Genomic DNA, 13,687 nt, shown 5'->3' with positions numbered 1-13,687 from the left:
AGCGCCAGAAAAATAGCGTTTTGCGCCACACCCAAACGTTTTGCCCGCTCGTACTGATAAGCATCAGGATAATCGCGAATATCCTGCCGCAACACCTCAAGATCAATCTTGCGTTGGCGAAACCCTTGAGGTTTACGATGGATGTTCTTAACCCAACGCGTCACGCTCGCCACGCCAACTTCAAACCGGGCCGCCACCTCGGCTATCGTAAGTCCTTTTTTCTCTCTGACAGACAGAACTTTACGGCGGAAATCCAGTGAATAGGCCATCTTTAAATTATAATCAAAATTATCTGGTTGTGCTATAAATCAAAAATAACGCGAAGGCGAGCCGCAGACAGTATAAATAATAGGGCAAGGTGAACCCGACAAAGTCAGTTTTGATTTAAAAATGGAATAAGACAATTACAATTGGTTCAGTTCCTCATTTAGCTCCTCATCACAAGACCATGGTGCAAGGATAGGCGGTATGCACTGAGTGCGGGAATGAGCCCCAGCAGCAAGGTGCCCATAACGATGATTCCTAACATACCGAGCATCTCACCATTGATAGCAAAGGGATTGATGAAAATGCCATAATTTTCCGCGAGAAACGGCTGAGCAAAGAAAATCCCTATTACTAGCGCAAAAATCGCGACAATGATTCCGGTTAAGGAAATCAGTAGGGCTTCGGTTTGAACGATCAGAAATACGAAAAAGGGATTGGCGCCGATAGCGCGCATGATCGCAATCTCGCGCTGTCTTTCGCGTATCGAGGAAAGCAGCATAGTGCTTAACCCCAATAACGAGGAAAATAAAACTAGGATAGAGATCAATCTGAGGGTATTCTCCATCACATTCATCATTTGCCATAGTTCAGTAAGTGCAATGCCAGGTAAAATGGCCAGCAATGGTTCTTTTTGATAATGATTGACTTGGCGTTGAACATGAAACGTAGCCATTTTTGATTTAAGACCCACCATGAAAGCCGTAATACTTTTGGGAATTAAATCGAGCGCAGCTAGCTCATGAGCAGAAGTTTGCTTACCTAGTATTCTTACGCCGTCTTTCCAGTTCAGATGGATGACCTCCATTCCTTGCAGGCTAATGTATAGCGCTTGATCAACGGGTGTCCCGGTCGGCCGTAAAATACCCGTTACGCGAAAAGGCTTGTCATCATGCACACTGAAACTGGCCTGCCCAAGACCATGCGTCAAGACAATACGCTCATTTAGACGATAACCAAGTTTTCTGGCGACTTCGGCGCCAATCACTACATCAAACAACTGGCGAAAGGAGTTCCCTTCCGCGAAAGATAACGGCGTATTTTGACCAAAGCGAAAATGCGTAAAATAATCTTGTATCGTGCCCATTACCCGATAGCCGCGATGGGAGTCACCTAATGAAATCGGAATCGTCCAGGCAACTTTAGGGTCGGTGGCGAGCTCACGATAACTTCCCCATGAGATATTATTCATAGCATCCCCCATGCGGAAAACAGAGTACAGCAACAAATTTAACTGCCCGGTACGGGCGCCCACAATCAAATCGACACCTGAGACTGTTTTGCTGAAACTTTCTTTTGCTTCGTGGCGGATGTGCTCTACCCCGAGCAAAACAAAAGTGCTGATGGCTACCGAAATCAAGGTAAGTAACACGGTATATTTGCGATTGAGCAGGCTATGCCAGGCGACGTTAAGAAACATACTGGCTTCCTCCTGCTAGATTGATTTCTGCCAAGTTAACGACATGATGAAAATGAAGGGTCAAGGCTATGTCATGACTGACAAAAATTAACGTATTGCCTTGTATTTGTATGATTTTCAATAGGATTTTCATAAACGCATCCCGTGTATCGCTATCCAACGCGGAAGTCGGTTCATCCACGATCAAGATCTCCGGAGCATTAACCAGCGCGCGCGCAATGGCGACGCGTTGTTGCTGACCCACACTGAGATTGCTTGCTTTTTTTGTGATCAGCGTGTTATCCAGCCCAAGCGACTCGAACAGCCGCTTCGCCGTTAAATCGAGACCAGTTAGATCGTTTTTGCCGAAATGGGTGGCTAACCGGATGTTATCCAGCACGCTCAAATAAGGAATGAGATTGAATTGCTGGAACACGATGCCAATATGCGCTGCTCTGAAGCGGTCCCGTTTACGAGCAGATAATGCTCCGAGGTCTTGACCAAGGATCTCGATGCTGCCTTTATTGGCAACCAGGATGCCAGCCAGCAAATTCAGCAGGGTCGATTTTCCGGAACCCGAGGGTCCTTTGAGAAATACCCGGTCGCCTCTCGCCACCTGCCATGCAGGAATATTCAGCACAGCGGGCTGCCTTTTTCCGGGATAGGAGAAATGCAAGTCCCTAATTTTTATAATAGGTACTGGGTCTGGAGCCAGTGTCGTAGAATTTTCCGGAGAGTCTGAGTGCAAGAAAGTCTCCTTGACAGTTTTACTCTAGATCAAATGTACTATATTGTAATATGGCTTTAATGTCATGGTATCTATACTACTTATTATGAAAACCAGTTTCTTGATCAATAAGCCAACTAAATTCATCAGCTTCCTGGCTGTATTGCTCATCGCCTGCTCTCAGAATGAGCATGATGTGAGTTCAGGTGCGGTATCAGGTAATCAAACGCTCGCTCATCAACAGGCATTTGAAGACGCACCTTATAAAACGATCCAGTGGATCGATCTGATGCCGCAGGATGATCTCGATGCCTTGTTGAATCCGCCGGCTTATCTGGATGAGATAGAAGATGGTTCTGAGGAAGATATGTTAAGCAATCAATTCATGCTGGCGATGGCTCAAGCCAGTGATGATCGCTACATGCAAGCGCTTTCATCCACACGGATCATGCCGGAATTTGATCATCAACGAATAAGATTACCAGGTTTTATCGTACCACTGGAGTTCGGTGAAAAACAGACGGTTACGCGCTTTTTTTTAGTACCGTTTTTCGGCGCATGTATTCATGTGCCCCCGCCCCCGCCTAATCAAATTATTTATGGGATCTTTGATAAAGGTTTAAAGCTTGACGCTTTGCATGAGCCAGTGTGGGTGACGGGGATTTTGAAAACAACGCTGACTGAGAACGATGTCGCTACCTCCGCTTATGCGATAGAAGTAGCGGAAGTGGAAACATACACTGAATAAGCTGGGAGCTATTTAGTTAACGCTTAGCGTGGGGTGGCTTGCTGTCAGGGAAGCAGAACCTTGCTTACCCTGTAAAATCCATTGCGCTTTAATGTTCTGGAGATCTGGAAAAAGCGAAAATAGTTTGACCGAAATGGCCGTTAAATCTTTAGCTTGCTTGCAATGGAAGACATAGTTGGCGTGGAAATCAGCGTGCTCATGATGCATTTCAGGACGAGGATGCTGATGATTTTTGTCCTCATGGTGTTTGCTATAAGGCATTTCAATTTCCACATTTTCTAATGAGCATTTAGTGGTTGCAAAATGAAACAGACGATCTGCCGATGCCAATGTTTGCTCTGCTTTTAATAAGGCTGATACTTGTTCCTCATTGTTGGGTGCATGTTCGAACCCGACCAAGTTGATTATGGGCGAGTCAAGTTCGATAAATAATGAATTGCCATCGAGCACTATATTCATTCCAGCCTCACCATGAACGTGTGCACCATGAGTGAGAGGTGTCCCTGATGAAAAAACAGGGGCGCTGTTCCCTAGCAAGATCAATAGCCAGCTGATTAAGCCTTGTTTGATTACCATCATTCTCCTTCTGCAAATTTTTTCCAGCATGAAAACTTGCTCATTGTTCGAATAGATTGTTTCAGTAAAATATTTCAAATTCACCATTTGGCCTGAGCCTGTCGGAGGCCAGTGCAAATGTCGGTTTGCGGCTCGACTCAACTGAATGCAACACGGCTAACATTATGCCTCCAATGCAGCCGATAGTGTTTCGATAGCAGCGTATTTAGCCGTGTTAAACTAGTAGCAAGCTTTATTCTACCGAGACAATTCACTATGACACATACGCTTCCTAACCCTTCGCTGATTCCTGTGACATTGCTGACTGGTTATTTAGGCAGCGGCAAGACCACGATACTCAACCATATCATGCAACAAGCCGCGATGGCGGATACCTTGGTGATCATCAATGAATTCGGAGAAATCGCATTAGACCACTTGCTGGTCGTACATAGCACTGACAACGTGGTGATGGAGATGGGTAGTGGTTGCCTGTGTTGCACGATTCGCAGCGATCTTGTTAAAACGCTACAAGATCTCACCTGGCGCTTTTCCCGTAACGGAAAACGGCAGTTCCAGCGCGTTCTGATCGAAACGACCGGCCTGGCTGACCCTGCTCCCATTATCCATACTTTGATGACGGATCAGCAGATTACCAACCACTACCGCTTGGATGGGATCGTGGCGGCTATCGATATGGCTACGGGAAACCATACCCTGAGCACGTATCAGGAAGCAATCAAACAAGCTGCGATTGCAGACTGCCTGTTGTTAACCAAGGTTGATCTGGCCATACCTCAAAACAAAGCTGACTTGCTCCAGCGGCTGAATGCCATCAACCCCGCTGCAACACGCTGGCAGGTGGCACATGGTCAGATTGAAGCAGAAAAGTTGTTGGATTGGGGATTGTTCTCAACTCAGGAAAAAACGCCCAATGTGGAGCGCTGGCTTCGCGAAGAAGCTTATAGGGCAGACGCTACACATAAGCCCGGCCATGATGCACAGAATCATACTGAGGACTATCATGATCACGAGGGCCACAATGATCACCTGCATGACATCAATCGTCATGATGATCATATCCGCGCATACTGTTTCACCACGGATCAGCCGATTAGCAAACACATCTACCCCATCTTGGTGGATCTGTTGTTTTACATGGGCAGCAATATCCTGCGGATCAAGGGCATCGTGAATATCGAAGGCAACGATGGTCCGATGGCGCTGCATGGGGTACAGCACATCCTCCACCCGCTAATACCTTTACCCGCTTGGCCAAGTGAAGACCGGTGCTCGAAAATTGTCTTCATCACCCGAGACATGGAACGGGAAACAGTCGAAAAAATTTTTAAATCTATCACGCCTGTTGCTAATTGCAACTAAACAAAGTTTGCACATTAGCGCGCGCACTCTGTTGCATAATGGCGCTACCCTACTTTCGCAGTAATGGCTTAACCCCAACACATCACTTAACGAAGGAAAACAATGATCACTGGTGAAGTCAAATCCAAAGTCGACCGCATCTGGGACACGATGTGGTCAGGCGGCATTTCCAACCCACTGTCGGTTATCGAGCAGTTGACCTATCTACTGTTCATCAAACGGTTGGATGAGCTGCATACCTTGCAGGAGCGCAAGGCGGCACGACTCGGCAAACCAATCGAAAAACCCATCTTTACTCCTGAACAGGACAAGTTGCGCTGGTCGCGCTTCAAGAATACTGCGCCCGAGCAAATGTTCATCACATTGCGCGACGAGGTTTTTTCGTTCATCAAGACTTTGGGGCAAAAGGGCGAGGCAGACGGCGAAGGCGGCAGTACCTATACCCACCACATGAAAGATGCCTTATTCATGATGCCCACTCCGCGGGTGCTGGCCAACGTGGTCGATCAGCTCGACGCTATCGATATGACTGACCAGGATACCAAGGGTGATCTGTACGAATACATGCTCAGCAAGATCGCCAGCGCCGGCCAGAACGGCCAGTTTCGCACCCCACGCCACATCATCAAGCTGATGGTGGACATGACTGCACCGACGCCGAAGGACATCATCTGCGACCCGGCCTGTGGCTCGGCAGGCTTCCTGATCGCCGCCTCAGAATACCTGATCACGCATCACAGCGGCACCATCTACCAGGACGAAGCGGCCCGTCGCCGCTTCAACGACCATACTTTCCACGGCTATGACTTCGACAGCACCATGCTGCGCATCGGCAGCATGAACATGTTGCTGCATGGCGTAGAAAACCCGGATATCCGCTACCGCGACTCCCTGGCTGAGGCGAATATGCAGGATGCCGAGAAATATACTCTGGTCCTCGCCAATCCGCCCTTTGCCGGCAGCCTCGATTTTGAATCCACCGCCAAGGACCTGCAGCAAATCGTCAAAACTAAAAAAACCGAGTTGCTGTTCCTCGCGCTCTTTTTGCGCCTGCTGCAAAGCGGCGGCCGCGCAGCGGTCATCGTGCCCGACGGCGTACTGTTCGGCTCCAGCACCGCACACAAAACCCTGCGCAAACTGCTGGTAGAAGAACAGAAACTCGATGCCATCATCTCTATGTCCTCCGGTGTATTCAAACCTTATGCCGGTGTCAGTACGGCCATCCTGCTGTTCACCAAAACCAACTCCGGCGGCACCGATCATGTCTGGTTCTACGACATGCAAGCTGACGGCTATTCACTCGACGATAAGCGCAAGCCCCAGCCGGACAAGAGCGACCTGCCCGACATCCTCGCCCGCTGGCAAAACCGTGCAGCCGAAAGTGAACGCAAGCGCACCGACCCCAGCTTCCTGGTGCCCAAGGCTGAAATTGCCGCCAATGACTATGACCTGTCCATCAACCGCTACAAGGAAGTGACCTATGCAGCAGTGGAGCATGAACCGCCGCTGGTCATTCTCGAACGGTTGGCGAAGTTGGAAATGGAAATTGCTGAGGGAAGGAAGGAATTGGAGGAATTGTTGGCTTTGGATCTGGCTGAAACTTCGGCTTCAGCGTCGGCTTCGACTTCGCTCAGCCCACGCCCACGCCAATCCTCCGTACCCTGAGCGGAGTCGAAGGGAGCGGAGCCGAAGGGAGCGGAGCCGAAGGGGGTCAGCAAGAGTCGAAGGAGTTGTTGGGATGAAGAGCTATTCAAGGCTTATCCTTGGCAACCTTTCCGAAGTATTTAACGGAAAGACACCTTCAAAAGCAGAACAAAGAACAAATGGTTACCCAGTTCTCAAAATAAAGGATGTCAATGAATTAGGGCTTTTTCATGGGTCATTCGAATCTTTCGTGGATATGGAGTTAGGACAGAAATATTCTATAAAATCAGTAATGAAGGGGGATACATTAATTCTTAATGCTGCACATAATGCTAATTATGTTGGCTCAAAAATTTACTACCCAGAACCGGCTACATTTGGTTCTTTAGCAACTGGAGAATGGTTAATTATTCGTCCAAATACATTGAAGTTAGATTCAAAATATCTTAATCATTGGGTACGTAGCCCCGAGGCTCGTTATGCTATCCGAGATATAGTAAAGGGTATCCACCTTTATCCAAAAGACGTAGCGCGTCTTCAAATCCCCCTCCCACCCCTCGCCGAACAAAAACGCATCGCAGCCATCTTGGATGCAGCGGATGCCTTGCGAACCAAGCGCCGCGAATCCCTTGCTCAGCTCGATATTTTGGTGCAATCCAAATTTCTGGAAATGTTTGGAGATCCTGTCACCAATCCGAAGAGATGGAATGTTGTTAATGGGGAGACTGTTTGTGAACGTATTACTGTCGGAGTAGTTATAAAACCAGCATCTTACTACCGAGAAACAGGCATTCCTGCACTTCGGTCGCTTAACGTCAAAGTCGGTAAGATCGAATTGAATGATTTGGTCTATATTTCGAAATAAGATAATGAGAATGCCCTAAGCAAGACTCGGATATGGAAGGGGGATGTTTTACTAGTGAGATCCGGACAGCCAGGTACAGCAGCTATCGTTCCAGAGAGTCTTAATGGAGTGAACGCTATCGATATTCTTATCGCCACACCAGAAAAATCTATCGTTCATCCCATTTATCTCTGTAATTATTTCAATTCTGCTGGAGGAAAACGTATGGCAATGGGCGCACAGCGTGGACAAATTCAGAAACATCTAAACGTTGGAGAACTAAAGGTTGCGCCTATTCCAATTCCTCCTCTTCCTCTCCAACATCACTTTGCCACCATCGTCGAATCAGTAGAAAAACAAAAAATGCAAATGTACGCTCACCTGACCGAGCTGGATGCGTTATTCGCCTCCCTGCAAGCACGTGCCTTCAACGGTGAGCTGTAACCATGAGCAATTTCGGCTTCCTATCTGCCAAATTTCGTGACATCGCTACATCCGCGAGTCGGGCGGAAAGTCACATCCTGGGTGATCCGCGCGCGGCATGCTTTCATGCCCGCTTCACGCTGGAGGCAGTGGTACACTGGCTTTACCGCTTTGAGTCCAGCTTGCGCCTGCCCTACGATGATAGCCTGGGAGCTTTGTTGCATGAGCCAAGCTTTCAGAATCTGTTACCACAAGCAGTATTCCAGAAGGCACGGGTGATACAGAAGATGGGCAATCAGGCGGTGCACAGCGCTCGCCCGGTACGCGAGCTGGATGCCTTGCTGGTGGTGAAGGAATTGCACCATATTTGTTACTGGCTGGTACGCAGCTATGCTCCCGATAACTTACCGGTTGATGTGGTATGGCAAGATGACAGGGTGCCGAAGCCAGTGAACGCGGCCGAGGTAGTGCCGCGCAAGGAGCTGGAGGCGCTGGCGCACAAGCTGGCCGAGCAGCATCAAGCAGCATGGAAACAACAGCAGGAGCGCGACGTGCTCGACGCTGATCTGCAAGCGCTGCGTGCGCAATTGGCCGAGATTCGCGCCAAGAGCGAAGCCGTGCCCGATACTCATGACTATTCGGAAAGCGAGACCCGCCACTACCTGATCGATGTCGACCTGCACCGCGCGGGTTGGCCGCTCGAGCGAGCGCGTGATCGTGAATACAAGGTCAGCGGCATGCCCAATCACCAAGGAATAGGTTATGTTGATTACGTGCTATGGGGTGAGGACGGTAAACCGCTGGCGCTGGTAGAGGCCAAGAAAACGACTATCGATCGGCCGCTGGTAAGCAGCAGGCCAAACTCTACGCGGATTGTTTAGCGGCCATGTATGGCCAGCGTCCGGTGATTTTCACTACCAACGGTTACGAAACCTGGCTGTGGGATGACACCCTCTATCCACCCCGCTGTGTGGCTGGTTTCTATAAACAGGACGAATTGGCGCGGCTGATGCTGCGCCGCACTCAGCGGCAGACACTGGATGTGGCCGCGGTCAAGGACAGCATTGCGGGACGCTATTACCAGAAGCGCGCTATTGGCAGCATTTTTGCGCAATTTTCCCAGGCACGGCGCAAAGCGCTGCTGGTGATGGCGACCGGTACCGGTAAAACCCGCACGGTGATTGCGCTGGTGGATGCGCTGCAACGGGCAGGCTGGGTGAAGCGGGCGCTGTTTCTGGCCGACCGGGTATCGCTGGTAAAGCAAGCGGTCAATGCTTTCAAGACGCATCTGCCCGAGTCCAGCCCGGTGAATCTGGTCACTGAGAAAGAAACCGAAGGGCGGGTGTATGTCTGTACTTATCCGACCATGATGGGGTTGATCGACCAAAACAATAATGGCGTTGCTCGTTTCGGCATCGGCCATTTCGACCTGGTGATCATCGACGAGGCGCACCGCTCGGTGTACCAGAAATATGGCGCGATCTTCCGTTACTTCGATGCGCTGCTGGTGGGACTGACCGCGACGCCGCGTGAAGAGGTGGACAAGAACACCTACGATCTGTTCGACCTGGAGCCCGGCGTGCCGACCGATGCGTATGAGCTGGAAACTGCCGTCGCTGATGGGTTTCTCGTACCACCCCGGGTGCAGCAGGTGGATCTCAAAATTCCGCGCGAGGGCATCGATTACCATGCGCTGAGCGAGGAGGAAAAGGCCCAATGGGAAAGCCTGGACTGGGGCGAGGAGGTCGATGAGCAAGGACTGCCCGAACGGGTGCATGCCGCTGCCATCAACAACTGGCTATTCAATCAGGATACGGTGGACAGAGTGCTTCAGCATTTGATGGAGCAGGGTCATAAGGTCGAGGGCGGCGACCGGCTTGCCAAGACCATCATCTTTGCCCGTAATCACGAGCATGCCCAATTCATCGAAGCGCGCTTCAATTATCACTATCCGCAGCATGCGGGGCACTTCGCGCGCGTCATCGACAACTACGCCAAATATGCGCAAAGCCTGATCGACGATTTCTCGCTCAAGGACAAAGCGCCCCATATCGCGATCTCGGTGGATATGCTCGATACCGGCATCGATGTGCCCGAGGTGGCGAACCTGGTTTTCTTCAAGCCGGTGTATTCCAAGATCAAATTCTGGCAGATGATCGGCCGCGGCACGCGGCTGTGCCCGGGGTTGTTCACCCCCGACGAAGATAAGCAGGATTTCCGCGTGTTCGATTTTTGCTTCAACTTCGACTTTTTCCATGAACATCCGCAAGGCATCGAAGCCAGCAGCAGCGCTCCGCTAAGCACCCGGTTGTTTCGTGCGCGGGTACAATTACTCGGCCACCTGCAGCCATCTTCCGAACTGGACCCGGATGCCAGGCTCAGCCATGCGCTTATCGCTGGGCTTTACAGCGAGGTTGCCGCGATGAACCGCGAGAATTTCATCGTGCGCATGCATCTGGAAGCGGTGGAGCGGTTTCAGCAGCGCGCCGCATGGAACACGATGAGCGATGCCGATCGCGCGGTTCTACAGAGCGAGATCGCCGGGTTGCCAAGCATGCTCGAGACTGACGACATTGAATCGCGTCTGTTCGATCTTACTGCGCTGCAAATGCAACTGGCCCTGGCAGAAGCGGATGCTGCCACGTTCGAGCGCCATCGTCAGCGGGTAGTGGAAATTGCCATGCTGCTGCAAGAAAAAGCCGCTATCCCGGCAGTACAGGCTCAGTTGGCCTATCTCGCTGCGATGCAGGAAGCCACTTTTTGGGGAGGCATCCATTTGGCGGAGCTGGAAGAAATGCGCTTGCGGCTGCGCGAATTGGTACCCTTTCTCGAAAAGAAAACACGCAAGATCGTCTATACCAATTTTAAAGACGAGGTGCTGGGCATGCGCGACAGTGTATTCGTCGCCATGCCGAAGATGACAGGGGTGCAGTATGAGAAAAAGGTCAGGGAATATCTTCGTAATCATCTGGATCACCTCGTGATTCATCGGCTACGCAGCAATCAGCCATTAACGGAGACCGATTTGCAAGGCTTGGAGCAGACCCTAACCAAAATTGGCGAGGAGGATGGGCAAACGCTACTCGATGGCTTACTGGCGCGCAGCGGTGCCCCCTCGTTAGCCTGGTTTGTTCGCAGCCTGGTCGGTATGGACCGCACCGCCGCACAAAGTGCATTCGCTCGGTTTCTGTCGGATCGCAGCTTCACCCCACAACAAATCCGTTTCATCGAAATGGTGATCGATCAGCTCACAGCGCGCGGTGTAATGGCCGCGTCTGCCCTATATGAACCACCATTCAGCAACCTGCATGCCGGCGGCCCCGATGCGCTGTTTGATGGCAAGGAGAAGGTGATCGAGGACATCTTTAATACCCTGAATTTAGTCCATTCTAGCCTGAGTTCGCGAACAGCTTGATTGCGGCCGCCAACGAAATTTGATGCAGCGAAAGACGATAGAGATCAAAATAGAGATCAATTCAGGAAAAATGAGGCCAGCAAGCACAGCGAAATACAATTTTGGGAGTGAGCCCCCATGAGTAACAACGCATTATCAACCATTATCGCTTATCACGAAGCGAGTAAGCACCGTTTAGATGGCTATGCCCCGGGACCCGGCAACTTGGACTGGGCCAATCAGCCCGATCCGTTTCGCCGTTATGCGGGGACGCAACTCTGTAAGTTGCCTTTACGCGCTACTTCGTTGCAGATTTCTTTTAGCGAGGTGCGCAGTGGTCGGCGGCAAACACCGGCAGCGATCAATCTGGCCAATTTGGCGACGCTGCTGGAACTAAGTCTTGGTTTGTCTGCTTGGAAAGAATACGGGGGCTCACGCTGGGCATTGCGCTGCAATCCTTCCAGCGGAAATTTGCATCCTACTGAGGGCTATGTGCTTGCCGCTGCACGCGATGGCCTTGCAAGTGGTGTGCATCACTATGTCAGCTACGACCATACCTTGGAACGGCGCGCTGAGGCAGATTCCGATTGGGGCAGCGAGTTTGCTGACGGCTTTGTGCTGATTCTTACTTCTATTCATTGGCGCGAAGCCTGGAAGTACGGCCTGCGCGCTTACCGCTATTGTCAACACGACTGCGGTCATGCCCTGGCAGCGGTCAGCTATGCCGCTGCCACGCTTGGCTGGCGTGCCCAGGTATTGGAGAACTGGTATGATGCGGCGCTTACTGCGTTAACGGGCGTCGCGCGCACAAGCGATTTTTCAGAGCATGAAAGCGAAGCGGTAGATATCGCACTCTGGATTGGCAGCGAAAATGCGCCAAAATTATTGGATACGGCTCAGACAGCTGCAGCCCTGGCCAGTGGATTGAATTTTGTCGGGCAGGCCAACCGTCTCAGCGCTAGGCATGTCCATTGGGCAGGCATCGATGCGGTACATCTGGCTGCTGAACGGCCCGTTCCTCATTCCTCATCGTTCACTTTGTCAACGCAGTGGCCCCCCTTGGCAGCGATCGATTGTTTGCAGAATGCAGATGCTTTGATTCGTCAGCGCCGAAGCGCTGTGGGTTTCGATGGCGTCACTGCCATTCCAGCAGAACGCTGGTTCATAATACTCGATGCCCTGCTGCCTCGCCCCGGACTACCGCCGTGGGAAATCTGGCAGCGGCTACCGCGAGTACATCTCATCCTGTTCGTACATCGTGTCATAGGTGTCACACCAGGTGTCTACCTGCTTCTGCGAGATAAATCTGTCATGCCCGCATTACGCCAAGCGATACGCGAGGATGCCGACTGGACCGAAGTGCCTGGCGCACCTCGGCATCTTGGCTTGTTTCGATTATTCGCTGGTAATGTCCGAGACACGGTGCGCCTGATCAGTTGTCACCAGGACATCGCTGCTGATAGCTGCTTTTCGCTGGGCATGTTGGCTGAATTCGAAGCTGCGTTAAACGGAGGAGCCTGGCATTACCGTGAACTGTTTCATGAAGCCGGCATGCTCGGCCAGGTGCTCTACCTGGAAGCGGAAGCCGCAGGCTTGCGCGGCACTGGCATTGGCTGCTATTTCGATGACGCGCTGCATTCCATGCTCGGCTTATCAGGCCATGCATGGCAATCGATTTATCACTTCACCGTCGGCGGCGCACTGGACGACTCACGCCTACGGACGCTACCGCCTTATGCGCATCTTAGCGGCAGGGAAGTATATTAATAAAATCAGCCATTATCCGGAAGCAGTTAAAGCAAAATAAAAGCTCATCCCTATAACTGTCTGAACTAGCAACTGTTCATGTATAGCCTAACCAGTTAAGAATGATTCAGAATGTATAGGATTTAAAAAGCATCTCAACGGTCTGGTTTTGTTGTTTACGCAGTGCTTTGGCCTGTGCCCATTTATGTTCGATGGGATTAAGATCAGGAGAATAAGCGGGTAAGTATTCAAGGGTGTGCCCAGCGTTTTGTATGGCCTCTTGCGTATCCTGCCTCTTATGGAAGGTAGCATTGTCCATCACAACGACCGCATGTGACGGCAATTTAGGCAACAGGTCCTGCATCGCCCATCCATGAAATACATCGGCACTGATATTGACTGCAAACAGGCTGACGGTTATCAATAGCTTTCCGATCAACGCTCCCATTGCGTTGATACGACCTTGCGCATGCCAGTCATGCGTGCCATGACATCTCTGGCCAGCGGGTGCATAACCGTGCGTGCGCGGCGCATCCTGTGCAAACCCACTTTCATCAATA

13 protein-coding genes are annotated in these 13,687 nt (G+C 51.0%); 8 read left to right on the top strand and 5 right to left on the bottom strand.

The annotated features are described in order from the left end of the window. The 3 genes from BM122_RS18145 to BM122_RS18135 form a co-directional block, all read right to left on the bottom strand. Window positions 1-269, bottom strand: a 269-nt coding sequence (locus tag BM122_RS18145; protein ID WP_074906954.1) for an IS630 transposase-related protein, incomplete at its 3' end; no start/stop codon positions are given. Between the two features lie 158 nt (window positions 270-427). Further along, window positions 428-1,684, bottom strand: coding sequence for an ABC transporter permease (locus BM122_RS18140; protein WP_074906953.1), 1,257 nt, complete (start codon window positions 1,682-1,684; stop codon window positions 428-430). Continuing rightward, the gene (locus BM122_RS18135; RefSeq protein ID WP_218152151.1) at window positions 1,674-2,411 is read right to left on the bottom strand and encodes an ABC transporter ATP-binding protein; all 738 of its coding nucleotides are present in this window, start codon (window positions 2,409-2,411) and stop codon (window positions 1,674-1,676) included. Before BM122_RS18135 ends, BM122_RS18140 begins: the two co-directional genes overlap by 11 nt. A gap of 85 nt (window positions 2,412-2,496) precedes the next feature. Between BM122_RS18135 and BM122_RS18130 the strand changes: the two genes are divergently transcribed. Next, window positions 2,497-3,138, top strand: a complete 642-nt coding sequence (locus BM122_RS18130; protein ID WP_074906955.1) for a DUF3299 domain-containing protein — start codon at window positions 2,497-2,499, stop codon at window positions 3,136-3,138. 12 nt (window positions 3,139-3,150) lie between these two features. On the opposite strand, the gene BM122_RS18125 is transcribed toward BM122_RS18130, so the two are convergent. After that, entirely contained in the window at window positions 3,151-3,717 is a 567-nt protein-coding gene (locus BM122_RS18125; protein ID WP_177198206.1) for a DUF2796 domain-containing protein, read from the bottom strand. 252 nt (window positions 3,718-3,969) lie between these two features. On the opposite strand from BM122_RS18125, the gene BM122_RS18120 reads away from it, so the two are divergent. From BM122_RS18120 to BM122_RS18095, 7 genes are all read left to right on the top strand, one after another. Continuing rightward, entirely contained in the window at window positions 3,970-5,076 is a 1,107-nt protein-coding gene (locus BM122_RS18120; protein ID WP_074906951.1) for a CobW family GTP-binding protein, read from the top strand. A 102-nt stretch (window positions 5,077-5,178) separates the two neighbouring features. Further along, window positions 5,179-6,741, top strand: coding sequence for a type I restriction-modification system subunit M (locus tag BM122_RS18115; protein ID WP_083398589.1), 1,563 nt, complete (start codon window positions 5,179-5,181; stop codon window positions 6,739-6,741). 73 nt (window positions 6,742-6,814) lie between these two features. Continuing rightward, window positions 6,815-7,585, top strand: coding sequence for a restriction endonuclease subunit S (locus BM122_RS18110; protein ID WP_074906950.1), 771 nt, complete (start codon window positions 6,815-6,817; stop codon window positions 7,583-7,585). A gap of 30 nt (window positions 7,586-7,615) precedes the next feature. After that, window positions 7,616-8,008: a restriction endonuclease subunit S gene (locus BM122_RS18105; RefSeq protein WP_143083522.1), complete on the top strand. Its 393-nt coding sequence runs from the start codon at window positions 7,616-7,618 to the stop codon at window positions 8,006-8,008. 2 nt (window positions 8,009-8,010) lie between these two features. Continuing rightward, the gene (locus BM122_RS24420) at window positions 8,011-8,868 is read left to right on the top strand and encodes a DUF4145 domain-containing protein (protein WP_218152150.1); all 858 of its coding nucleotides are present in this window, start codon (window positions 8,011-8,013) and stop codon (window positions 8,866-8,868) included. 5 nt (window positions 8,869-8,873) lie between these two features. Next, window positions 8,874-11,402, top strand: a complete 2,529-nt coding sequence (locus BM122_RS18100; RefSeq protein WP_218152149.1) for a type I restriction endonuclease subunit R — start codon at window positions 8,874-8,876, stop codon at window positions 11,400-11,402. A 117-nt stretch (window positions 11,403-11,519) separates the two neighbouring features. Beyond that, the gene (locus BM122_RS18095; RefSeq protein ID WP_074906948.1) at window positions 11,520-13,148 is read left to right on the top strand and encodes a SagB/ThcOx family dehydrogenase; all 1,629 of its coding nucleotides are present in this window, start codon (window positions 11,520-11,522) and stop codon (window positions 13,146-13,148) included. Between the two features lie 106 nt (window positions 13,149-13,254). Here BM122_RS18095 and BM122_RS18090 read toward each other — a convergent pair. Further along, a partial coding sequence (locus BM122_RS18090) for a transposase (protein WP_305728219.1) occupies window positions 13,255-13,687 on the bottom strand: 433 nt, incomplete at its 5' end.

The sequence above is a fragment of the Nitrosomonas communis genome (genome assembly GCF_900114745.1).
GTDB lineage: Bacteria > Pseudomonadota > Gammaproteobacteria > Burkholderiales > Nitrosomonadaceae > Nitrosomonas > Nitrosomonas communis_A.
This window is presented reverse-complemented; position numbering and strand designations above follow the sequence as displayed.